21 protein-coding genes are annotated in these 23552 nt (G+C 62.9%); 18 read left to right on the forward strand and 3 right to left on the reverse strand.

Annotated elements, in window-relative coordinates; translation table 11 throughout:
• From KH208_RS04890 to KH208_RS04910, 5 genes are all read left to right on the forward strand, one after another.
• Positions 1–945, forward strand: a 945-nt coding sequence (locus tag KH208_RS04890; RefSeq protein WP_291434333.1) for a 3'-5' exonuclease, incomplete at its 5' end; no start/stop codon positions are given.
• A 1-nt stretch (position 946) separates the two neighbouring features.
• Positions 947–2020 (forward strand): thiamine-phosphate kinase, encoded by a 1074-nt coding sequence (gene thiL, locus KH208_RS04895; protein ID WP_291434334.1) that lies wholly within the window; start codon positions 947–949, stop codon positions 2018–2020.
• Positions 2020–2946 (forward strand): glycosyltransferase family 2 protein, encoded by a 927-nt coding sequence (locus tag KH208_RS04900; protein WP_291434336.1) that lies wholly within the window; start codon positions 2020–2022, stop codon positions 2944–2946. The genes thiL and KH208_RS04900 overlap by 1 nt, the downstream gene beginning before the upstream one ends.
• Positions 2930–3577 (forward strand): class II aldolase/adducin family protein, encoded by a 648-nt coding sequence (locus KH208_RS04905; RefSeq protein ID WP_291434338.1) that lies wholly within the window; start codon positions 2930–2932, stop codon positions 3575–3577. Before KH208_RS04900 ends, KH208_RS04905 begins: the two co-directional genes overlap by 17 nt.
• Before the next feature lie 21 nt (positions 3578–3598).
• A complete protein-coding gene (locus KH208_RS04910) occupies positions 3599–5026 on the forward strand; it encodes a GGDEF domain-containing protein (RefSeq protein ID WP_291434340.1) in 1428 nt (475 codons plus the stop codon).
• A 52-nt stretch (positions 5027–5078) separates the two neighbouring features.
• On the opposite strand, the gene hemW is transcribed toward KH208_RS04910, so the two are convergent.
• Positions 5079–6344 carry a radical SAM family heme chaperone HemW gene (gene hemW / locus KH208_RS04915; RefSeq protein WP_291434341.1) on the reverse strand — a complete coding sequence of 422 codons (1266 nt, stop codon included), beginning with the start codon at positions 6342–6344 and terminating at the stop codon, positions 5079–5081.
• Between the two features lie 219 nt (positions 6345–6563).
• Between hemW and KH208_RS04920 the strand changes: the two genes are divergently transcribed.
• The 12 genes from KH208_RS04920 (at position 6564) to KH208_RS04975 (ending at position 20721) form a co-directional block, all read left to right on the forward strand.
• A complete protein-coding gene (locus KH208_RS04920) occupies positions 6564–8069 on the forward strand; it encodes a leucyl aminopeptidase (RefSeq protein WP_291434342.1) in 1506 nt (501 codons plus the stop codon).
• Positions 8066–9598 carry a uroporphyrinogen-III C-methyltransferase gene (gene cobA, locus KH208_RS04925; protein WP_291434344.1) on the forward strand — a complete coding sequence of 511 codons (1533 nt, stop codon included), beginning with the start codon at positions 8066–8068 and terminating at the stop codon, positions 9596–9598. Before KH208_RS04920 ends, cobA begins: the two co-directional genes overlap by 4 nt.
• Positions 9599–9605: 7 nt before the next feature.
• Entirely contained in the window at positions 9606–10289 is a 684-nt protein-coding gene (gene purN / locus KH208_RS04930; protein WP_291434346.1) for a phosphoribosylglycinamide formyltransferase, read from the forward strand.
• Between the two features lie 244 nt (positions 10290–10533).
• Positions 10534–11952: a sigma 54-interacting transcriptional regulator gene (locus tag KH208_RS04935; RefSeq protein ID WP_291434348.1), complete on the forward strand. Its 1419-nt coding sequence runs from the start codon at positions 10534–10536 to the stop codon at positions 11950–11952.
• 210 nt (positions 11953–12162) lie between these two features.
• Positions 12163–13872: a thiamine pyrophosphate-binding protein gene (locus KH208_RS04940; RefSeq protein ID WP_291434350.1), complete on the forward strand. Its 1710-nt coding sequence runs from the start codon at positions 12163–12165 to the stop codon at positions 13870–13872.
• Between the two features lie 50 nt (positions 13873–13922).
• Complete coding sequence (locus tag KH208_RS04945) at positions 13923–14927, forward strand: TRAP transporter substrate-binding protein (protein ID WP_291434352.1); 1005 nt, start codon at positions 13923–13925, stop codon at positions 14925–14927.
• 77 nt (positions 14928–15004) lie between these two features.
• Positions 15005–15535 carry a TRAP transporter small permease gene (locus KH208_RS04950; protein WP_291434354.1) on the forward strand — a complete coding sequence of 177 codons (531 nt, stop codon included), beginning with the start codon at positions 15005–15007 and terminating at the stop codon, positions 15533–15535.
• Complete coding sequence (locus KH208_RS04955) at positions 15532–16830, forward strand: TRAP transporter large permease (RefSeq protein WP_291434356.1); 1299 nt, start codon at positions 15532–15534, stop codon at positions 16828–16830. Before KH208_RS04950 ends, KH208_RS04955 begins: the two co-directional genes overlap by 4 nt.
• A gap of 25 nt (positions 16831–16855) precedes the next feature.
• A complete protein-coding gene (locus tag KH208_RS04960; protein WP_291434358.1) occupies positions 16856–17686 on the forward strand; it encodes an SDR family NAD(P)-dependent oxidoreductase in 831 nt (276 codons plus the stop codon).
• A 22-nt stretch (positions 17687–17708) separates the two neighbouring features.
• Positions 17709–18788, forward strand: coding sequence for a TRAP transporter substrate-binding protein (locus KH208_RS04965; protein WP_291434360.1), 1080 nt, complete (start codon positions 17709–17711; stop codon positions 18786–18788).
• A 73-nt stretch (positions 18789–18861) separates the two neighbouring features.
• Positions 18862–19401 carry a TRAP transporter small permease gene (locus KH208_RS04970; protein WP_291434362.1) on the forward strand — a complete coding sequence of 180 codons (540 nt, stop codon included), beginning with the start codon at positions 18862–18864 and terminating at the stop codon, positions 19399–19401.
• 45 nt (positions 19402–19446) lie between these two features.
• Entirely contained in the window at positions 19447–20721 is a 1275-nt protein-coding gene (locus KH208_RS04975; RefSeq protein WP_291434364.1) for a TRAP transporter large permease, read from the forward strand.
• A gap of 68 nt (positions 20722–20789) precedes the next feature.
• Here the strand turns inward: KH208_RS04975 and KH208_RS04980 are convergent, their stop codons facing one another.
• The gene (locus KH208_RS04980) at positions 20790–21731 is read right to left on the reverse strand and encodes a chemotaxis protein (protein ID WP_291434366.1); all 942 of its coding nucleotides are present in this window, start codon (positions 21729–21731) and stop codon (positions 20790–20792) included.
• A 195-nt stretch (positions 21732–21926) separates the two neighbouring features.
• A complete protein-coding gene (gene cysK / locus KH208_RS04985) occupies positions 21927–22844 on the reverse strand; it encodes a cysteine synthase A (RefSeq protein WP_291434368.1) in 918 nt (305 codons plus the stop codon).
• A 246-nt stretch (positions 22845–23090) separates the two neighbouring features.
• On the opposite strand from cysK, the gene KH208_RS04990 reads away from it, so the two are divergent.
• Positions 23091–23552, forward strand: coding sequence for a nuclear transport factor 2 family protein (locus KH208_RS04990; protein ID WP_291434370.1), 462 nt, complete (start codon positions 23091–23093; stop codon positions 23550–23552).

Genomic DNA, 23552 nt, shown 5'->3' on the forward strand with positions numbered 1-23552 from the left:
CAGACCGGAAACGCCTCGATCTACGGATCGTTCGGCTATTTGAACAACGAAGGTATCGCCTACAACTCGGACATGGATCGTTATACGGCCCGTCTGCGCGTGGACTATCAGGCCAAGAAGTGGCTCAAGTTCAGCGCCAATGCCAACTACACGCATTTCCGCTACAACCAGATCGACGACAGCGGCGCCGGTAACTCGTCGGGCAACGTTTTCGCTTATACGACGGCCGTCGGTCCGATCTATCCGCTCTACATCCGCGACGGCGAGGGCCGCATCACATTGTCCACCGTGCATTCGGCCAAGGGCCTGGAATGGAACGCCGTGCTGATCATTGATCTGGTGGAGGACCGCTTTCCCTCCCGCCACGCCCTGGCCCGGCCCGAGGATTTCGAGGAGGAGCGCCGCCTGATGTACGTGGCCTGCACCCGCGCCCGTCAGGATCTGGAGCTGTACGCCCCGGCGGCCATTTACAGCCGGGCCGAGCGCGGCAGCCTGCACGTCAGCCAGAGCCCCTTTGTGCGCGAACTGTCCCCGGGCCTGACCGAGGAATGGGTGGAAGGCTTCGGCGGGATACTCAGCCGCCGCGGAAGTTGTTTTTCCGGCGCGGGCGGCGCGCGCAACCGCCTGCTGCCCCCCGCGCGTCAGGCGGTTTCCGCTTTTCCCGGCCCCGCCGAAGAAGGCGCGGCCTTTGACGACTGCCAGCTCCGGCCTGAAAGCGACTCCTTGCCTTCGGTTCAGACCGAGGTTCGGGATATGCCGCGCGCGGATGACGCCATGCCTTCCGCCGCTTCCACCACCGGCACGGCCCGACTCTGCCACTGCCGCCACCGCATTTTCGGTCGGGGCAAGATCATCAAGCACTTGCCTCCGGACAAGGTGCAAGTGAATTTCCCCGGTTTCGGGCTGAAAGTCATTCTGACCGAATATCTGCTCATGGAGAACTGACATGGTTCCGGCCCCGCCATCCCCTTCCGCTTTCCCCTTTTCCGAGGACGGCATTCTGGCCTGCCTCGCCCGCCATTTTCCACAGACGCATGCCTCCCTGCTGCTGGGCCGGGGCGACGACTGCGCGGTGCTCAAGGCCGGGCGGCCCCTGTGCGTGAGCAGCGACCTCTTTCTGGAGGACATCCACTTCCGGCGCTCCTATTTCAGCCCCGAGGACACGGGGCACAAGGCTCTGGCCGTCAACGTCAGCGATCTGGCCGCCTGCGGGGCCCGGCCTCTGGGCTTCACCCTCTGCCTGGGCCTGCCGGACTGGGTGGACATGGCCTGGCTGGAAGCCTTTTTCAGCGGCATGGCCGCCCTGGCCGGACAGCAGCGCATGGCCCTGGCCGGGGGGGATCTCTCCCGTTGCCAACAGCTGCACATCAGCGTGACGGTCTGGGGCGAAACCGCCGAGCCCGGCGGTTTTCTGGCGCGCGGCGGCAGCATGCCCGGCGACAGCCTCTTTGTGGTGGGCCGCGTGGGCCTGGCGCGGGTGGGCCTGCAGATGCTGGAGACTTGCGGCCGCGACGCCCTGCGGGACTGGCCCGAGGCCTGCGCCGCCCATTTGCGGCCCGAACCCCAGGTGGACGCGGGCCTGATGCTGGCGCGCGCGGGCTACAACGCCCGGCCGCCCGCGCTTATGGACCTTTCCGACGGCATCATCCGCGATCTGCCCCGTCTGCTGGGCCTGAGCGGCGAGCTGCGCGCCGGAGCCGAAAAAGGCCGGGGCAATCACGGCCTGGGCGCGGCCATATTGCTGCCCCAGGGCCTGCTGCACGCCGAAGTGCTGCGCTGCGCCCGGGAGCAGGGAAAAAATCCGGTCCACGAAGCCCTGCTGGGCGGCGAGGATTACGCCCTGCTGGGTTCCTGCGCGCCGGACATGCTGCCTTCCCTGCACGCGGCCATCCCCGGCTTTTGCAGCATCGGCACGGTCACGGCCGGCGGCGGCATTACCTGCAACAACGAACCCCTGGACTGCCTGCACGGCTTTGACCACTTTGAAAGCGGCGATCGAAGAGACGTCGAGGCCGACTGATGCGCGCTCACCTGGCCGTCGTCACCTGGAACAGGCTCGCGCTTACCCGTATCTGCCTTGAGAGTCTGCTGGCCCGGACCCCGCCGGGCTATACGCTGACCATTGTAGACAACGGCAGCGAGGACGGCAGCCGGGAATATCTGCAAAGCCTGGCCGCCGCCCATGCGCATATCCGCCTGAAGCTGCTTTCCCGCAACATGGGTCTTTGCGTAGCCGCCAACCTGGCCTGGGACAATGCGGCGGACGCCGAGTATTACGTCAAGTTGGACAACGACATAGAAATTCTGGATCCACTCTGGCTGGCGCGGCTCATCTCCCCGCTGGAAGAGCGTCCGCAGGTCGGCATGACATCCTATAAATTCTGCGATTGGCATGAGTCGTCGCACCAACCCCTTGAGCTACGCGACGGCGGCGAAGCGGAACTGACCACGGTCTGCGGCGGGGGCTGCGTCTGCATTCCCCGTGCGACGCATGAGCGCCTGGGCTTCTGGAATGAAGGCTACGGCAGATACGGGCATGAGGATCAGGATTACAGCTGGCGGGTGCGGAAAGCGGGCTATGCGCTGGCTTCGGTCGCGACAAAAGGCATGGTGCGCCATCTGGGCTATGCCGAGGGCATGGTGGACGCGGACATCGAGCGCGGCAAAAAAACGAGCAACCAGTCCCGCCTTTCCGGCGACATTGCCTATTATCTCAATCTGCTGCTGTTTGACGAAGGCCTGCTGCCGTTGCGGATGATCCGTAAATACCTGCCGGTGGAAAAGGAAGGCCGCATTTCCTTTGCGCTGAATCCCGCCTACCGGCCGGTGCAGAAGCTGCTGAACACCCTGGCCCGAACCGTCGAGGTGGACGCGTCGGGTGAGCTGTCCCGCCTGGACTTGAGCGCATGGCGGCAAGGAGCAAGCGAGTATGAATCCGAATCCTGAGGACCTGGATGTCTGTGTGGAGGATCTGCGTTCCGTCTGCCGCGACGCCTGGCGGGAGGGGCTGTTGTCGGGCTGCAACGGCAACGCCAGCCGCCGTCTGCCCGTGCCCGGCGACGGCCTGCTCTGCGTGACCCGCTCGGGCGCGGCCAAGGGCCGCCTGACGGCGCGGGACTGCTGCCTGGTGGACGCGCGGACCGGCGAAGGACTCAGCAGCGAAGCCCTGAGCGGCGGCCCGGCTTCCTCGGAACTGGGCATGCATCTGGAACTGTACCGTGCTCTGCCCCATTGCGGGGCCGTACTGCACAGTCATCCCCGCCGCCTGCTGGCCCTGAGTCTGGTTGTGGCTGATCAGGAGGATTTCCTGCGCCTGCCCCTGTTCGAGGCCGATGTCTGGCGGGCACGCCTGGGCTTTGCGCCCGCCCTGCCGCCGGGCGGCGCGGAACTGGCTCTGGCCGTTGCCGACGCCGGGCGCGCAGTAGGCGCGGACAAGCCCGCCGGGGCCGCGGTCTGGATGGCCGGACACGGCCTCTGCTGCTGGGGCCCGAGCCTGGCCGACGCCCTGTGCATGAGCGAGGAGCTGGAACATCTGGCCGCCGTGCAGTTGCTGGCCCTCCACTCTTCCTGCGCCTAGAGCGCTGCCATAGGGTATGCCATGAGCACCGAATCCGCTGCTGCATTCGTTTTGAAGCTGTCTGAAATGCTGGTCGGAAAGCAGGTCGATACCTGCATCGTCCGCGACGCGCTGACGCGTATCTGCAAGTTTTATTCTTTTGATTCCGGACTGATTTATGAGAGTGACCAGGATAACTGCTTTCATCTGAAAGAATGCTGTGTTTCGCAGGATACAAACATCCGGGAAAGTTTCCGCACCGAGGAGATCAATCCGCAATACCGCGAGCATCTGGCGAAAGAAACACTATCCCACATGGCAAAAAGCCCGCATGCCAGCAGTAATGAGCTGAAATTTCTTGAATTATTTTTTGCAACGTCACTGCTTGCCGTTTCCATGGTTGACGCAAACTATCGTATCTGCGGGTTCATTGTCCTGCTGAACACACAGCGGAAAGAAAAAATTCCCGACGCGGAAATGAAGACAGCGTCCGCCCTGCTCCATCTCCTGGGAAAATATATCGGCATAAGGATATACCAGAACAAGCTGTCCTTCGCTCGAACGACTTTGGAAAGCATCCTGGACAACATGGGAATAGACATTTATGTAAACGATTTTTTCAACCATGATATCTTGTATGCCAATAAGTCCATGACCGCTCCGTACGGGGGAATTTCCAGATTTCTGGGCCATAAATGCTGGGAAGTGCTCTTTCCCGGGCAATGCGGGCCCTGTGAGTTCTGCCCTCAGAAAAAACTTATCGACGAGCACGGCAATCCCACCAAGGTGTATTCCTGGGATTATCAGCGGCCTTTTGACGGAGCGTGGTTCAGGGTCTTCAGCGCCGCTTTCCGTTGGGTGGACGGACGTCTGGCGCATGTGGTCAGCAGCGCGGACATCACCGAAAACAAGCGGAACGAGGAACTTATCCACTATATGGCCAACTACGACGCCCTGACCAAGCTCCCCAACCGCAGGATGCTGATCAGCGAATGCGAGCGCCGCATCACGCGGGCCAAAGGAGCGGGAAAAGGCTATCTGCTGTTTTTTGACATCGACGGCTTCAAGGCGATCAATGACAGTTTCGGGCATGACGCGGGAGACGAGTTCCTGGTGCGGCTGGGCGAGTTTTTTTCCGGCATTCCCATGCTTGCGGGCTCCAGTTACCGTAACGGCGGCGACGAGTTCGTCGCTCTTCTTGACGGAGACGTAACTGAGGCCAATATCCGCAATTTAGCCCATTTCATACATGAGCGCTTCAAGAAACCCTGGGTGTTGAAAAAGGGCGATGTCTTTTGCAACGCCAGTATCGGCGTGGCCTGTTATCCGGAGGACGGGTCCACGGCGGAAGAGCTTTTGAACAAAGCCGATCAAGCCATGTACCAGATTAAAAAATCCGGAGGCAGCGGCATATGCTTCGGGCATGAACTCCTGCCGGCCGGTTCAGCACGCGGAGCAGATCAAGACTGAAATGCTCCGGGCCGTATCGACAACGGGCTTTCCCTTTCCACGCCGCTCTTTTTCAGGCCGACGGCCAGACCACGGCCCGCACTTCCGGTTCTTTGTCCCCCGCCGCCGGGGCCGGGGGCAGCCGTGTGCCCGCGCCGGGCGGCAGGGGCTGGGCCAGCACGGTTTCGGTGCGCTCAAACAGGTTGGAAAGAATGGAATTGGAAACCAGCATGCCGCTGCGGGTCAGGCGCAGATAGCCGTTGCGGATGCGGATCAGGCCGTTTTCGTGCAAAGCCTGGATCAGGCGCTGATGATCGCGCAGAAAATCGCGCCCCGTCATTTCCCGGTAGGCTTTGAGACGCATGCCCCGCGAGGTGCGCAGGCGCAGCATGATCAGTTCGAGCACGCGCACGGTCGGGGTCAGGCTTTCCACTTCCGCGCCCAATGAGCCCTCGCGGGTACGGGCGTCCCAGGCCCGCTGACCGGCCGGATTGGTCCAGCGCCGCCCCGCGATGGTGGAGGTGGCCGACGGGCCCAGCCCCAGATAATCCGCTCCCTCCCAGTAGCCCAGATTGTGGCGGCACTGGAAGCCCATGCGCGCGAAATTGGAAATTTCGTAGTGCAGATAGCCGCTGGCTTCCAGAAAAGCCGCGCCCTCCATGAACATGATGTTCTGATCCCGCTCGGGCGGCAGGGCCAGGCGTCCTTCCTCGCAGTCCAGCTCCAGCGCCGTGCCCGGCTCCAGAGTCAGGCCGTAGGCGGAAATATGGTCCGGGCTCATACGCACGGCGTCCTTGAGGGTTTGCAGCCACTGGCGCACGCTCTGGCCGGGCAGGCCCCACATCAGATCCATGTTGATGTTGGCGCAACCCGCCTCACGCGCCGCGAACACCGCGTGCAGACTGTCCCGGGCCTTGTGCGGCCGTCCCAGCAGACGCAGCATGCTTTCATCCAGGCTCTGGATGCCGATGGACAAACGGTTCACGCCCGCCGCCAGATACTGCGGCACACTCTGGGTTCCCCGCAGGGATTCGGGATTGGCCTCCAGGGTGATTTCAGCTTTGGGGCTGAGCGTGAAACAGCGGGCCAGACGCTCCAGCACAATGCCTACAATGCGCGGCGGCAGCAGGCTGGGCGTGCCCCCGCCGAAAAAGACGGTCTGCACCTCGGTTCCGCCCAGGCGGTCGCCCCAATGGGCCAGCTCCAGCAGCAGGGTGTCCAGATAGTCGCGCAGCAGGGGCGACGCGGCGGGCTCGACGCCCCGGCCCAGCGGGATGGAATGAAAGGCGCAGTAGCGGCAGCGCGTGCGGCAGAAGGGAACGTGGATATAGACGAGCATGAATTTTCCGTTGGCAAAAAAATGGCAGTCGGTTTTAAAAGTTGCAAGGATCATGCCCGGCTGGAAACCGCGCGCCGCCACGGCCCGCCGCGCTTGGCAAAAAAGACGGCCCGACGTATATTGAGGCGCTTAGAGCAAAGTAACTTTGAAAAGTTACTCCGCTCCAGATTTCAAGCGCGCCGCCGTAGCGGCGTCCGCACCCACGAGGAGACCCCGTTTATGGATATACGCTTCCAGAACCTCGGACCCGAGCAGTGGAAAGCCGAGATCATGCTGGCCCCGGCCTGCGAAGGCGAAGACATCTTACGCGAGTGCCCGGAACTGGACAAGGCCGCGCCCTGGCTGACCGTAGCTCCGGCCATGCGCGACTTCAAGGGTAAGGACGGCGAGCTGGCCCTGCTGCATGGTCATCCGGAGCTTCCCGTTCCGCGCGTCCTGGCCGTGGGCCTGGGACCGCGCGAAAAAGTGGATGCCGCCAGACTGCGCGCGGCCATAGCCGCCGCCGTGCAACGCTGCCGCGGCCTGAGCCTGAATTCCATCCTGCTGCCCGAACCGGCATTGTCCCGCCTGCCCGGCGGGCGGGAACGCCTGGTGGAGGAGTGCGTCTACGCCGCTCAGCTGGCCCTCTACCGTTTTACGGCCCTGAAAAAACCTCAGGAAGACGAACCAGCCGATCCGCAATGGCTGGCCTTGGGCTTTGACGGACAATCCGTGCCCGACGGCGCGCACGCGGCTGCCCGCCGGGGCGAGCGCGCGGCCCGAGCCGTGGCTCTGGCCCGGGATCTGGCCAACATGCCGGGCAACCTGCTCTATCCCGAAAGCCTGGCCCAGCGCGCTGTGGAACTGGGCAAAGAACTGGGCTTCACCTGCACGGTGCTGGACGAAACCGCCCTGGCCGGGGAAGGCATGGGCGCGCTGCTGGCCGTGGGCCAGGGGTCGGCCCGGCCGCCCCGCCTGGTCGTGCTGGAGCATGCCCCCGAGGGCCACGAGCAGGACAAGCCGCTGATCCTGGTGGGCAAGGGCATCACCTTTGACTCCGGCGGCATCAGCCTCAAACCGGCGGCCAACATGCAACAGATGAAATGCGACATGACCGGCGCGGCGGACGTGCTGGCCGCCATCGCGGCCCTGGCCGAGGAGGACGCGCCCCGTCGGGTGGTGGGCCTGCTGGCCTGCGCCGAGAACATGCCCGACGGCAAGGCCACGCGTCCGGGCGACGTGGTGCGCGCGGCCGGCGGCGATACGGTGGAAATCACCAATACCGACGCCGAGGGCCGCCTGGTTCTCTGCGACGCCCTGGCCTACGCCCAGAAGCAGTGGACCCCGGCGGCCATGGTGGACATCGCCACGCTCACGGGCGCGTGCGCCGTGGCCCTGGGCACGGAACTCGCCGGTCTGTTCTGCGACGATACGGATCTGGCCGAACGCATCCGCGCCGCGGGGGGCGTGGGCGGCGAAAATTACTGGCGGCTGCCGCTCTGGCAACCTTACGCGGAACAGCTCAAAAGCGAAGTGGCGGACATCTGCCACACCGGGCCGCGCGAAGGCGGGGCCATCAACGCCGCGCTGTTCCTGAAACATTTCGTGCGCGAGGGCGTGCGCTGGGCCCACCTGGACATCGCGGGCGTGGACTGGAACGCCAAAAAAACGCCGCTCTGTCCGGCGGGCGCGTCGGGCTTCGGCGCGCGCACTCTGCTGGAGCTGGCCCGTGGAGGCGTGCAATGAAAGTCTATCTTCTGGGAGCGGGCCCCGGCGATCCGGGCCTGCTGACCCTCAAGGCCAGGGACGTCCTGGCCGCGGCGGACGTGGTGGTCTACGACGCCCTGGCCAACGACAGCCTGCTGGGGCACGCCCGGCCCGAGGCCGAGCTGATCTACGTGGGCAAGGTGGCGGGCAACCACGCCCTGCCCCAGCACGAGATCAACGCCCTGCTGGTGCGCAAGGCCAAAGAGGGCAACGTGGTGGCCCGGCTCAAGGGCGGCGACCCTTACATTTTCGGGCGCGGCGGCGAGGAGGCCGAGGAATTGCTGGCGGCGGGCGTGCCCTTTGAGGAAGTGCCGGGCATCAGCAGCACCATCGCGGCCCCGGCTTACGCGGGCATTCCCCTGACCCACCGCGATTTCGCCTCCTCGGTGACCATCATCACCGGCCACGAAAACCCGGACAAGCCCGGCTCTGTGCATAACTGGCAGGCTCTGGCCCAAAGCGCCTCGACCCTGGTCTTTGTCATGGGCATGAAGAACCTGCCGGACATCGCCCGCAATCTGCTGGACGCGGGGCTGGACCCGCGGACCCCGGCGGCCCTGATCTACCGGGGCACCACGCCGCGCCAGCGCAGCCTGGTCGCCACCCTGCGGGAGCTGCCCCAGGCCGCCGTCGACGCGCGTTTCACCAATCCCGCGGTGATCGTGGTAGGCAAGGTGGCGAGCCTGCACGGCAAGTTGAACTGGTTCGAGCAAAAGCCCCTGCTGGGCAAAAGCATTGTGGTCACCCGCGCACGGGAACAGGCCAGCGGTCTGGCCCGCAGCCTGGCGGGGCTCGGGGCCGAGGTCATCCAGTGCCCCACCATTGAAATCCGCGCCCTGCCCGACTCCACGGAGCTGGACGCGGCCGTGGCCCGGCTGGCGGACTACGGCTGGCTGATTTTCACCTCGGTGAACGGGGTGCGCCATTTCTGGCGGCGGCTGGACGCCGCGGGCAAAGACAGCCGGGCCCTGGGGGCCTGCAAGGTGGCGGCCATCGGCCCGGCCACGGCGGACGCCCTGTATGAGCGCGGCATCCGGCCCGATTTCGTGCCCGAGCGCTATGTGGCCGAGGGCGTGGTGGAAGGCCTGCTGGCGCGTGAAGGCGGCAAACTGGCGGGCACGCGCATGCTGCTGCCGCGCGCGGCCAAAGCCCGCGACGTGCTGCCCGTGGAGTTAGGCAAGGCCGGGGCTGTGGTGGACGTCATCCCGGCCTATGAAACCGTGCCCGCCGCCGGGCGCAAGGACGAGGTGCTGGCGCGTCTGGAAGAGGGCTCGCTGTCCTGCGTGACCTTCGGCTCCTCCTCCACGGTGGAAAACTTCCTCAGCCTGATCCCGGCGGAAAAGCTCAAAGCTCATCCGGAAACCCTGCTGGCTGCCATCGGGCCGGTAACGGCGGCGACGCTGCGCAAGCACGGGCTGAACTGCCATATCCAGCCCGGGGAATACACCATTCCGGCCCTGGTGGACGCCATTACGCAACACTTTACGCGGGCCGGAGCCGCCCGTTGAGGACACTATGCCCCTGAAAATCGCCATACTGGCCTCGGGCAGCGGCACCAACGCCCAGGCCATGATCGACAAGTCCGCCGCCGGCATTCTGGATGTGGACATCCGCATGATCCTCAGCAACCGGCCGGGCGCGGGCGTGCTGGAGCGCGCCCGCAAGGCCGGGCTGCCCCATCCGGCTCTGGACCACACCCTCTTTCCGGACCGGGAGAGCTACGACCGGAAGCTCATCGCCGTGCTGCGGGAAAGCGGCGCGGAACTCATCGTCCTGGCCGGATACATGCGCCTGCTCAGTTCCGCCTTTCTGGAGGCTTTTGCCGGGCGGGTCGTCAACATCCACCCGGCGTTGCTGCCCAGCTTTCCCGGCGTGCACGGCGGGGCCGACGCCCAGGCTTACGGGGTCAAAATTTCCGGCTGCACCGTGCATTTCGTGGAGGAAAAGGTGGACAGCGGCCCGGTGATCATCCAGGCCGCCGTGCCGGTCAACGCCGGGGAAGATCCGGACGGCCTGATGCGGCGCATCCACGCCATGGAACACCGCATCTATCCCCAGGCCCTGCAATGGTTCGCCGAAGGCCGCATCAGCACGCGGGGCCGCCAGGTGCACCTGGACCCGGCCGTCTCGCCCGCCCGGCCTGCCGTCCGGCCCGACGGCCCGTGGCTGGTCTGGCCGCCGCTGGAAGAAGGATTCTGATTCTCCGGCGGCGCGAAAAGCCGCAATCCGCTTTTGTTTTAATCCCGCAAGGATGAGCATAACGGCCCGGCAATGCCGGGCCGTTGCATTTTCCGACCATGTATAGTATATTAAATATAAATAATTTTATTAACAGGAATTATTTACAACGCCCCCGCCTATGTTACAAGAATACAACTGGCGAAAATGCCGCCACAGCGGCCGCGCAGGCTCCCCCCTTCCCGAGGGAGCCGATGGAGGGCGTATGCCGGAGGAGTGGAACAGTTCCGAACTGCTCTATCAGAGCGTGCTGGATGCCCTGCCCGAGGGCATCCTTTACTGCGACGCCAATTACATCGTCCGCAAAGTCAACCAGTGCTATGCCTCCCTGCTGGGCGGCGACGTCAAAACCATTCTGGGCAGGCCGCTGCCGGACCTGAATCCCCTGACCCGCGCGCCGGTGGTCATCAAAAACGGCCGCCCGGAAATGGGCGATCTCTGTACCCTGCCGCTCTTCGGCGACAACTACAAATTCGTGGTCAACAGAATCCCGGTGCGCGACAGCGACGGCGCGGTCACAGGCATGGTTTCGCATATTCTTTTCACGGATCCGGCGGAACTGCGCGAGCTGAACCGCAAAATCGACTTTCTGGCAAAAAAGCTGAAGCATTACAACCGCAGCCTCAAGTCGGAACACAACGCCCATTACGATATTGGAAGCATCATCGGCGACAGCGCGCCCATGCGGGCAGTGAAAAAACTCATCCAAAACTATGCCGCCGACGCCCATCCCGTGCTGATTCTGGGCAGGACCGGCACGGGCAAAGAACTGACGGCGCACGCCCTGCACGTGCGCAGCAACCGTGCCGCCGGTCCTTTTGTCAGCATCAACTGCGCGGCCATTCCCAAAGAGCTTTTCGAGGCCGAATTGTTCGGCTATGCGCCGGGCGCCTTTTCCGACGCGCGCAAGGAAGGCAAGATCGGCCAGATCGAACTGGCCAACACGGGCACGCTCTTCCTGGACGAGATCGGCGACATCCCGCTGCACGCCCAAGTCAAGCTGCTGCGCGTGCTGGAGGAAAAACGCATCACCCGCCTGGGAGACGTTTCCGGCCGGGAAGTGGACTTCCGGCTGATCACCGCCACCAACCGCGATTTGCAGGACATGATCAGCCAGGGAAACTTCCGCGAAGACCTCTATTACCGCATCAACACCCTGACCATCCGACTGCCGCCCCTGCGCGCCCGCCCGGAAGACATTCTGCCTCTGGCCCGGCATATTCTCTCCAAGATCGGCTGCCCCACGGCGAACTTCACGGACGAGGCCGTGCGCGCCATGGAGGCCTATGCCTGGCCCGGCAATGTGCGCCAGCTGTTCAACACCCTGGTGCACGCCACCCTGCATCAGAGCGGCGAACGCATCGACGCGCGCGATCTGCCCCACGAGGTCACGGGCGGCGTTCAGATTCCCGAACGCCACTCGCCCCCGCAACGCCACCATGATCTCGCCGCCTGGCTGAGCGCGCAGGAGGCGAGCTTTCTGACCGCGGCCCTGCAGGAAAATCAAGGCAACGTCACGCTCACGGCCCGGCAGTTGGGCATCTCGCGTGTGACCCTCTACGCCAAGCTGAAAAAATACGGCATCCGGCACTCTGACGCCGACACGGCTGCAATCGATCTGTAAATATTCCCTTACAGCCACTCTGTACAACGATTAAGAAAACTTTACAAAAAATCCCGCACTCTCCGCCCGTTTTCTTCGGCCACGACATGCATCCATTTGAAATACAAAACAATCTCCATCCCCCTACATTGAGGCACGCCCCTTGCTATCTCCGGACAAAGCGGACATTCATCACGCCGCCACGTCCCGACCCCAGCAAAGGAGAAAATTATGCAAGCTGCCAATGGAGGCGAAGCCGCCGCCCGCGCCCTGATCGACCTGGGTGTGGAATTTGTGTTCACCCTGACCGGTGGGCATCTCAATCATATCCACCAGATATTGGAAAAGAGCCCGGTCCGCCTGGTGGATACGCGGCACGAACAGGCGGCCACCTTCATGGCCGACGCCTACGCCCGCATGACGGGCAAGCCCGGCGTGGCCATGCTCACCGCCGGGCCGGGCTTCACCAACTGCATTTCGCCCTTGCAGCAGGCGGCCACCAATTGCACGCCCCTGCTGGTCATCGCCGGGGCCTCAGGCACGGACTACCGGGACAAGATGGACCTTCAGGACGCGCCTCAGGCGGCCATCGCCGCACCCATCGTCAAGGCTGCCTATGTCTGCACCCAGACCGAGCGGGTGGCCGAATACGTGGAAACAGCCTTCCGCATGACCCTGGCCGGCCGGCCCGGCCCGGTTTTTCTGGAACTGCCCTGTGACGTGCTGGGCAAGGCCATGCCGGGCGGGGAATGCCCCTGGCACAAGACAGTGATGGAGTCCAGGCCCGTGGACCCGCGCGGGGTGGAAAAAACCATCGCCCTGCTGCGCGAGGCTGAACGGCCCATTGTGGTGGCGGGCAGCGGCGCCGGTTACGCCGGGGCCGGAGAGGAACTGCGCGCCTTTGTGGAAAAATGCGGCATCCCGGTCTTTACCTGCAACATGGGACGCGGCCTTGTTTCGGACCTGCACCCGCTCTGCTTCGGGCTGGCCGGGCCGCACCGCCCGCTGGCGGCCAAGAAAGCGTATGCGGAAGCGGATCTGGCCCTGATCCTGGGAAACCGCATCAGCCTCAACCATTTTTTCGGGGCCGCCTACAATAAAAAGGCCACGCTGATCCAGGTGGACGTGGCCGGAGAGGAACTGGGACGCAACCGGGCCATTGATCTGCCCGTCATCAGCGATGTGCGCGCCTTCCTGGAACTGACCAACAGCCGCCTGGACGCCCTGGGTCTCTCCGGGGTCGGATCGGACGGCCTGGGACGCCGCTACGCGGATTGGGTGGAGGAACTGCGCGCGGAACAACAGCGTTGCGCCGAAGCCATGCTGCCCATGCAGACCAGCGACGCCGTGCCCATCCATCCTCAGCGTCTGGTCCATGAAGTGGATCGGTTCATGGACCGGGACGACGACGTGGTGCTGGCCGACGGCGGCGATACCCTGACCTGGGTGCATATCGGCCGCACGGCCCGCACGCCGTACAGAATTCTGGACCACGGGCAGTACTGGTGCATCGGCGGCGGCATCGCGGACGCCATTGCGGCCCGGCTGGTCTATCCCGAAAGCCGGGTCATGCTGGTCACCGGCGACGGTTCCTTCGGCTTCAATTTCATGGAAGTGACCACAGCGCTGCGCAAGGGCCTGTCCCTGGTCATCGTGGTAGCCAACGACCAGAGCTGGGGCATGATCCGGCACAGCCAGCAACTGCGCCTGGGCTACACCTTGGACTCCGTGACATGGCTCGGCCCCACGCCCTACGAAAAAATGGTGGAAGCAGCGGGCGGCAAAGGCTTTTACGTGGAACGCCCGCAGGACATCCGCCCGGCCATTGAAGCGGCCTTTGCCGCCAATACCGTGGCCTGCGTCAATGTGATGGTGGACCCCTCGGTCATCAGCCCGGCCAGCATCGCTTTGGGGCAGCTGGGGGCCTATAAGATCGACTAGAGGCTGCCGGCGCATTTTATGACCAGCCTTTCTACCACAAGGAGAACAGCATGAGAAAATTCTCTGTCCTGATCCTGCTTCCCCTGTTTCTGTCCTGCCTCTGCGGGCAGGCGCGCGCGGCGGACTATCCGTCCATGAAAGTCCGCATCGCCTGCTCCACGCCTAAGGGGACTTCCATCCAGGCGGTCCCTCTGGAAAAAATGATTGAAATCGTGGAGCGAGAATCCGGCGGCAAGATCAGGTGCGAGTTCTTCCCCGGCGGGGTTCTGGGCGACGAACAGACCGTGGTCAAGCAATTGCGCGGCAATGAAATCCAGATCGGCATACTTGCGGCGGGCAACCTGACGCCCTTCGCGCCCAAGGCCACGCTGCTCATCCTGCCCTATATGTTCCCCACCAGGGAAAACGCCTGCGCGCTTTTCAGCGACGCGCCCTTCATGCAGGAGCTTAACAACGCCATTGCCCAACAGAGCAACACCCGGCCCCTGGCCTGGCTCATCGGCGGCTACCGTGTACTGACCAACTCCAAAAAACCTATCCGGAGCATGGCCGACATGCAGGGCCTCAAGCTGCGCGTGCCGCCGGTGAAGCTGCAACTGGAGGCATTCCGCGCCTGGGGCGTGGAGCCGCACCCCCTGTCCTGGTCCGAGACGTTCAACGGGCTCCAGCAGGGCGTCATCGACGGCCAGGAAAATCCGCACCAGATCAACCGGGACACCAAGTTCTGGGAAGTGCAGAAGTATATCTCCGATATCCATTACATGCTCTGGGTGGCGCCGATTCTGGTCAGCGAACGCTGGTATGCCCGACTTGACCCGCAGACCCGAGCGCTTTTTGACCGCGCGGCGCAGGAGGCCGCCCGTTACGAGTGGCAATGGGCCGCGGAGGACGAAAGCAAGGCCCTGCGCGCCTGCCTGGACAACGGCATGAGCATCAATGCCGTGACGGACGAAGAGCTCTGGAAGGAAAAGGCCCGCGCCATCTGGCCCGCCTATTACGAGGCCGTGGGCGGCAAAGACCGGATTGATAAAGCTCTCGCCATCATGGGGCAATAAGGCCGCCGCGCGGGGCGCGGACGATATGAAACCGGGTGCCCCGCGCCGCCCCCCCTTGCCCGAAACGGGAGGCTGTCGTGTTCCGCAAATGCTATGACAACTTTGAAGAATACGCCTGTGTGCTGTTATGCGGTGTGATGATCGCCTGCCTGCTCATCCAGGTGGGGCTGCGCCTGATCACCGGCTCGGCTCTGGCCTGGACCGAGGAACTGAGCCGCTTCTGCTTCATCTGGACGGTCTATCTGGGCATGTCCCTGGCCACCAAGCGTCTGGCGCATGTCCGGATAAGTGCGCAGTTCGCTAAAACGCCTTTGCGCGTCCGTCTGGCCTTCCGGGTTCTGGCGGATCTTTTCTGCGTGGTCTTCAATCTGCTGATCGCCTGGTACTGCTTTGAGGTCATCCGGGACAGCTACAGATTCCCGGAATTTTCCCCCACTCTCGGCATTGTGCGCGCGGATGTGGAGTTGATCGTACCCGCGAGTTTTCTGCTGAGCACCTGGCGCGTCATCGAAGACTATGCCCGCCGGTTGCGCGCGGGCACTTTGGCCGAATTGGCCGGGTCTTCGCAAGGGGCGGAAGGAATAGCGGCGGCGGAGATTGCGGAATGAACACCCTGCTCTGCGTCATGACCATCCTGCTGCTGCTCTTCCTGCTGGGCGTGCCCATCTTCATGTCCCTGATCGCATCCACGATCATCGCCTTGTTGATCAGCGGAGATCTTTCCACAACGGTCATCCAGAATTCCCTGTTCGACGGCCTCAATTCCTTCCCTCTGCTGGCTATTCCCTGTTTTGTGGTGGCCGGAACCCTCATGGAAAAAGGCAACATCACCAATCAGATCATTGAAGTGGTCAAACAGATCTTCGGCAGAATGCACGGCGGCCTGGGCATCACCACAGTGCTGGCCTGCGCCTTTTTCGCGGCCATTTCCGGCTCCGGACCGGGCACCGTGGCCGCCATCGGCACGCTGCTGATTCCGGCCATGGTCCGCAACGGCTACAGTTCCCGCTACGCGGCCTCGGTAGCCTCTTCCGGCGGCACCATCGGCATTCTGATCCCGCCCAGCAATCCCATGATCATCTACGGCATTGTGGGTAATATCTCCATCACCGGCCTGTTCACCGCAGGCTTCATCCCGGGTTTCATCATCGCGGCGGCCCTGGCCTTTACGGCCTGGATTTCAGCCAGGCGGCAGGGCTTCAGCGGAGACGCCACGCAGCCGCCCTTCAATGCGTGCGTCTTCATCCGGACCTGCCTGAAAAACAGCTTCGCCCTGCTCACGCCCTTTATCATCCTGGGTTCCATCTATTCCGGCATCTGCACGCCGGTGGAGGCCTCGGTGGTGGCTGTGGCCTGGGCTCTGTTCGTGGGTTTTGTTGTCAACCGGCACCTGAGCTGCAGAGATATTTACAATTCGCTCCTGGAAGGCGCCATGATCTGCGGCGTGGTGCTGCTGATCGTGGGCGCGTCAACCCTGTTCGGCAAACTGCTGACCATTGAACAGGCCCCCATGCAGATGACCAACCTCTTTCTGAGCATTTCGGAAAACAAGGCCGTCATCCTGTTGTTGATCATCGGCCTGTTGCTGATTCTCGGCATGTTTCTGGAAACCCTGGCCACCATCATCATCCTGGCGCCGGTGCTGCTGCCCGTGGTCACCGGGCTGGGAGTGGACCCCATCCACTTCGGCGTGATTCTGGTGGTGACCAATGAGGTGGCGTTGCTCACGCCGCCCGTGGGCGTAAACCTGTTCGTTTCCTCCCGCATCGCCCATGTGCCGGTGGAATCCGTAGCCAGAGGCGTGCTGCCCTATCTCGCGGCCCTGCTCTGCTGCGTGCTGCTGATCACCTTCATCCCCGCCATCTCTATCTGGTTGCCGCACGCATTGGGCTACGGCAAATAGTTTCAGATACGCAAGAGGAGGAGCCATGTATCCGGACCTGCACGGAAAAACAGCGCTAATTACCGGCGCTGGGCGGCCCACCGGCATCGGCTTCGGCATTGCCGAAAGTCTGGCCGCCAACGGCATGAACTGCATTCTGGCGGATATTCCCGCGCCTCCGGACAATCAGGAAGAAGTGGAAAACAACAGTCTGCGGGGCTGCGTCGCGGCTCTGCGCCGCAAATACGGCGTGCGGGCTTGGCCGCTCCCCCTGGATCTCAGCGCCACGGGCGGACCACACTGCGTGGAGCAGGCCGTGGCTGACATCCGCCGGATGGCTCCGGAACTGCATGTCCTGATCAATAATGCGGGCATCATGCCCCCGCAGTCACCCCTGGGAGAAGCGGACCCGGACCTTTGGCGCACAGTCATGGAAATCAATCTCTTCGGGGCATTCCGCATGGTCCGGGCCTGCCTGCCCCTGCTGGCCACGGACGGCGCCGTCATCAACATCGCCTCGCGCGCGGGCAAGCGGCCCGCGCCGGGGCACAGCTCCTACTCCGTGAGCAAAGCCGGGCTGATCATGCTGACCAAATGTCTGGCCGTGGAGTACGCCCACACGGGCCTGCGCGCCAATGCCATCTGTCCCGGCCAGGTGCTGACCGAGTTGAATCTGCGGCGCTTCGAACGCGAGGCGGCCGACCAGGATATTTCCTGTGAAGAGCGCATCCGCCGGATGGTCACGAGCATCCCGGCGGGAAAAATGGGCGTTCCGGGGGATATCGGCGCTCTGGCCGCCTTTCTGGCCTCCGCGGCCTCCTCGTTCATTACCGGCCAGGCCGTCAACATCTGCGGCGGCCAGCTTGTGGAACTATGACCCACAACTAAAGGAGATGAACATGAAAAGGATTTCCAGCCTGTTCGGCAGCCTGCTTGCGGGCCTCATCTGCGGCGGCCTGTTGCTGGGTCTGTCGCTGATTCTGGCGCTGGGCCCGCTCTGCCCGGCAGCCCAGGCCGGGCCCAAGGTCATCAAGATCGCCTTCACCAACTTTCCCGAGCATCCGCAGGGCCAGGCCTTCGCCTTGTTCAAAAAAGAGTTGGAGGCCCGCTCCAACGGCGCATTCAAGGTGGAACTCATCGGCTCCGGCAAATTCGGGAATCCGGAATCCATCGTCCAGGGCCTGCAGATGGGCGTTCTGCAGATCGGGGCCGAATCCACCAGCAATTTTTCGGTCTTCGACCCGCGCCTGATGCTCTTTGACATGCCCTATCTTATCCCCAGCTACACGGCGGCGGACCTGATTCTGGACGGCCCCATCGGCAAAAAACTGGCCGCCGGGCTGGAAAAAAACGGCTGCCTGGGCCTGGGCTACATGGAACTGGGCTTTCGTCAGGTCTTCAGCATCCGGCCCGTGCGCTCTCTGACGGACAACAAGGGCCTGAAGATCCGCGCCACGCCTTCCAAGGCACATATCGCCATTCTGCGCTCCCTGGGTATGAGCCCCACGCCCATGGCCTGGGGGGAGGTCTACACGGCCCTGCAACAGAAGACTATCGACGGCATTGACGTGGACCTCAATCTGGGCTGGTTCTGGCGTTTTCCGGAAATCACCCGCTATCTGACCCTCAGCCGCCATTTTTACACCCCGCATCTGGTGCTGATTTCCAAACGCTTCTGGAAGAGCCTTTCCACCGAGGAACAAGCCCTGGTTACAACAGTTATGGACGAAGCCATTGCCTTTGAGCGGGCCAAAAGCCGTGCCAATGAAGAAGATTTCATCGTGCGCCTGAAGAGCGAACAGGGTATGGAGATCATCGAACTGCCGCCGCAGGAGCTGCGCCGCTGGATGGACGCCGCCCATGACGTGCCCCTGGAATTCCGGCAGGCGGTGCCCACGGAACTGGTGCGGAGCGTTATCACGACCATCAGAAACGCGGGTCTCTACCCGCCTGGGCTGCACCCCGCCGATTATCACTAAAAAGGAACGGCATGAGGCGGCTCCGCCCACGCGCCGTCTGTACGGCGGGGTCACCTGCTGTCTGGAGGACACTATGCTGAAATTCTGTGCCAGACTGGAAGGCTATGCGGGCGTGGCCGCCTTGGTGGTCATGTTCATCTGCATCGCTATCCAGGTTTTTTTCCGTTACGTTCTGGACAATGCCCTGGAATGGCCCGAGGAAATCGCCCGCTACGCCTTTATCTGCGCCGTTTTTCTGGGCGCGAGTCTGGCCGCTCAGGAAGGCAGGCACCTGGAAATCAGCGTCTGCAAGCATTGCTTTGGGCCGCGCGTGCACTACGCGTTGACCGTGATCTCCACGGTCTTCACCTTGCTTTTCTGTGTCGTTATGGCGATCTGGGGTGTGCGTATGGTCCTGTTCGTGGCTGAGTCGGAACAGGTGGCCGCCTCGGTCGCCATGCCCATGTATAGTATCTATCTGGTGGTGCCTTTGGGCATGGCCTGCATGTTTCTGCGCAGCCTGAACCATACCCTGACGGTCCTGCGCAAATCGCGCGGCCCAAAGAACGGAGCCGCCGACCCCGGAAAATCCCACGAGGAAAACGCCCTGTCCGAGATGTCCAAATCCTGGTGACGACCCCGCGTTTCCTTTTTACCTCCGTCATATCTGTGAGGTTGTATGGAACTCCCCATTCTTCTGACGGCCGTGACCATTGTGCTGCTGCTGATCCTGAGCGTGCCCATTGCCGCCGCCCTGGGCCTCGGGGTCATGGTGGGCATGATCGCGGGCGATCTGCCTCCGGAATTCATGATGCAGAAGGTTTTTTCCTCTCTGGACAGTTTTCCGCTGCTGGCCGTGCCCTTTTTCATCCTGGCGGGCGAGATCATGCAGAAAGGCAGCATGGCCGACGCACTGCTGCGCGTCTCCCGCTGCCTGGTGGGGCACATCACCGGCGGCATGGCCCACGTGAGTATTCTGACCTGCATGTTCTACGGCGCGCTGTCCGGTTCCAGCCCGGCCACGGTGGCCGCTGTGGGCGGCATCATGATCCCGGCCATGGAAAAGGAGGGCTATCCGCGTGATTTCTCCGCCGCGGTGAACACCTCGGCGGGCTGCCTGGGCGTGATGATTCCGCCCAGCGTGCCTCTGATCATCTACGGCACCACGGTGGGCGTGTCAGTGAGCGATCTGTTCATCGCGGGCATTCTGCCCGGCATTTTCGTGGGCATCGTACTGATGTTCACGGCCTGGACCCTGGTACGGCGGCGCGGCATCAACGTCGCCACCCGCAGAGCCACGCGGCGCGAAACCCTGCGCGCCGTCTGGGAGGCCAAGCACGCCCTGCTGGTGCCGGTCATCGTGCTGGGCGGCATTTACGGCGGCATCTTCACGCCCACCGAAGCCGGAGCCGTGGCCGTGCTCTACGCCTTTGTGGTGGAAGGCCTGCTGTTGCGCTCCCTGACCTGGAGCAAAACCTGGGAGGTGCTCAAAGGCGCGGCCATCACCAACGCCACCATCTTCATCATCATGTGCGTGGCCTGCGCCCTGGGACAGCTGTTGCTGATCTACAACGTGCCCGACGCCGTCAGCGGCCTGCTGGCCGGCGTGGCTCACAACAAATATTTGCTGCTGGCTGTGATCATTCTCATCATGCTCATCGCGGGCACGTTCATGGAAGCCCTGGCAAACATCATCATCCTGGCGCCGCTGATGTTCCCGGTGATCAAGAACGCGGGCATCGACCCGGTGCATTTCGGCATTGTGCTGATCACCTCGGCGGCCCTAGGTTTTCTGACGCCGCCGGTGGGCGTGAACCTTTTTGTGGCCTGCGGCATCAGCAAGATGAGCATTGAGAAACTCAGCCTGGCCGTGCTGCCCTTTTTGCTGGCCATGTTTCTGGCGCTGGTCATATTGGCGGTTATGCCGCAAATATCTCTGCTGCTCCTGAACTGAATAAAAAATGTCCCGCCGCCGGGAGCGATCTCGGCGGCGGGACGGGAATGGTCCGGCGGAGCGGTTTGTTACGCCCAGGCCCTGGTGATCAGGTCGTGCAGCTTCACCGAAAGGGCCTTGAGGTCCGGCTTGGTGTACTGGGCGTCCGCGCCCACGCTGGCGCATTTGCGGGCCAGGCTTTCGTTGATCATGGAGGAGAAAATGGCCACCGGCACCTGTTTGAGCATCGGATCCGTCTTGATCCGCTTGCACAGGGCCAAGCCGTCCATGGACGGCATTTCAATATCGCTGATGATGCCCTGCACATAGGAGGAAATGGGCTTGCCTTCCTCTTCGCTGCGGGCGCGCAGGCGCTGGAGGTAATCCCAGGCCTCCTGGCCGTTGACGTGCTGCACCACGTTGAAGCGGCCTTCCTTGTTGAGCAGATCCAGCACCAGGGAACGGATACTGCTGGAATCATCCACATGCAGGATATTGTAGGTCTTGCCGTCGGAGTCATCCATGGCCGCGCCGTCAAAACTGATGGCCATGGCCGGGTGCAGTTCAGCCACAATGGCCTCCAGATCCAGGAGGAAAATGACCCGCTCCTCCAGGCGTACCACGCCGGTCACGGAACTGCGGCTGACATTCTGCAGGAAATTGCCCGGCGCTTCCACATCCGTCCAGCTCAGGCGGTAGATGCGATTGACGCCCGACACCAGAAAGCCCGTGCAGACCGTGTTGAACTCGGTCACAATGACTTTGGCGTCCTCATTGGTGATGGGGCCGCTGCCCAGGAACTGGGCCATGTCGATGAGCGGCACAATGCGGCCGTTGCGATGGGGAAAGGCCCCCAGCAGGGCTTTGTGGCGCATTTCCGGCATGGCCGTGACGGTCTGCCGCCGCCCGATTTCCACCACCTTGGCCACATTCAGGCCGTAGTGGGCTTCGTAGCCGTCCTGGTTGACGTAAAATTCCACGATTTCCAGCTCATTGGTGCCGGTTTCCAGCAAAATATTGGTCTGCGCCATAGCTGCTCCATGTGCGGGGGACGCCGCGCGGATAGGTAAAAAAGTTCCGAATGTCGGTCCGACCGGAGAAAACGTCGGCGCACCGTCATCCGCGCCTGTCTGTGCCGTTGCGTTCTCTTATCGGACAACGGCTGAAAAAGATTAGCGGCGGCCCGGCAAATATACCGGACCGCCGCCTGCGTGCCGCTGAAAATTTCAGTCCTGATCCTGGAACAGGGCCGTGGACATATAGCGTTCGCCGGTGTCGCAGGCAAAGGTGACAATGTTCTTGTCCCGCATTTCGGGCCGGGCCGCCACGCCCAGCGCGGCCAGCACGTTGGCCCCGGTGGAGATGCCCGCGCACACGCCCTGGGTGCGCATGAGCTTGCGGGCCATGTCAATGGCCTCCCGGCCGTCCACCTGAATAATCTCGTCCAGCAGGGCGCGGTCCAGGACTTCCGGCACAAAACCCGCCCCGATGCCCTGGATCAGATGCGGCCCCGGCTTGCCGCCGGAGAGCACGGGCGAAGCCGCGGGCTCCACGGCCATGACCTTGAAGCCGGGGATGCGTTCCTTCAGAAAACGGCCCGTGCCGGTGATGGACGAACCCGAGCCCACACCGGCCACCAGCACGTCCATCTTGCCCGCGCTGTCTTTGTGGATTTCCGGCCCGGTGCTCTGATAATGGGCCTCCACGGCCCCGGGATTGGTGAACTGGCCGAGAATATGCCCGCCCGTGGTCTGAGCGATGCGGTGCGCCTCCTGCACGGCCGCGCCCATGCCCTTGTCCGCGGGCGTGAGTTTGAGCTCCGCGCCCAGGGCCTTGAGCAGATTACGGCGCTCCAGGCTCATGGATTCCGGCATGGCAAGCACGCAACGCAGGCCGCGCACGGCCGAGACCAGGGCCATGCCGATGCCCATATTGCCGCTGGTGGCCTCCACCAGCACGCCGCCGGGCTCCAGTTCGCCGTTTTCCAAGGCGCGCTCAATCAGATAAAAGGCCACGCGATCCTTGATGGAGCCGCCGGGATTGCGGTTTTCCAGCTTCAGCCAGACCGTGCCCGGCAGCTCGCGGGAAAGGTCCAGACGAAGCATGGGCGTATTGCCGATGGCCTGTAAAACAGTGGTCAACATAATCCATAGCCTCGCGTTATATACTCTCGCGTTTGCCGCGCTCAAAAAAAGCCGGTTCCGGAAGCGGTACCGGCATTTACTTTTTACGGATATTTCTTAGATAAGAGTAGAGGAAAGCGCGCCGCTTGGCAAATAGTTCCACCAGCCTCTTGACAGGCGCGACAAGTCGCCGTAAAGAAAGCGTCCCATCGGCGCGGAGTCGGGCGTTGCCCGGTAACAAGCCTGTGATTTTATGGAGGAAATGTCATGAAATTTGTACAGTTGGTGCCGCTTCTTCTGGCTCTGGCTCTTTGTCTGGCAGGCGGTGTGGCTCATGCCAAGGCCGATACCGTGGCTTTGTATACTGAAGCTGTCATGACCGGCGATGTGGCCGCCCTGCAAAAGCTGCTGGCGCCCAACTACTGGCACGTCAGCTCCAACGGCCATATCCAGGACAAGGAGCACTTCATCGCCGGCATCAAAAATAAGGAACTGGTCGTGGACCGCCTGACGCTCACCAACGTGCGCGACACCAAGGTCGGGAACACCAGGATGCTTACGGCCAACGGCTACTTCAAGGGTACGGCCGTGCCGGCTCTGCCCCAGGGGCTGATGCGCTTCACCATGGTGCTGGCCAACAACAACGGCCAGGAGCAGGTGGCGCTTTTCCAGGCCACGCCCGTGGAACCCACCCCGGACTGCAAGGACGGAAACTGCAAGATCAAGTAA

It is taken from the genome of Desulfovibrio sp., assembly GCF_018379785.1.
Classification (GTDB): Bacteria; Desulfobacterota; Desulfovibrionia; order Desulfovibrionales; family Desulfovibrionaceae; genus Desulfovibrio.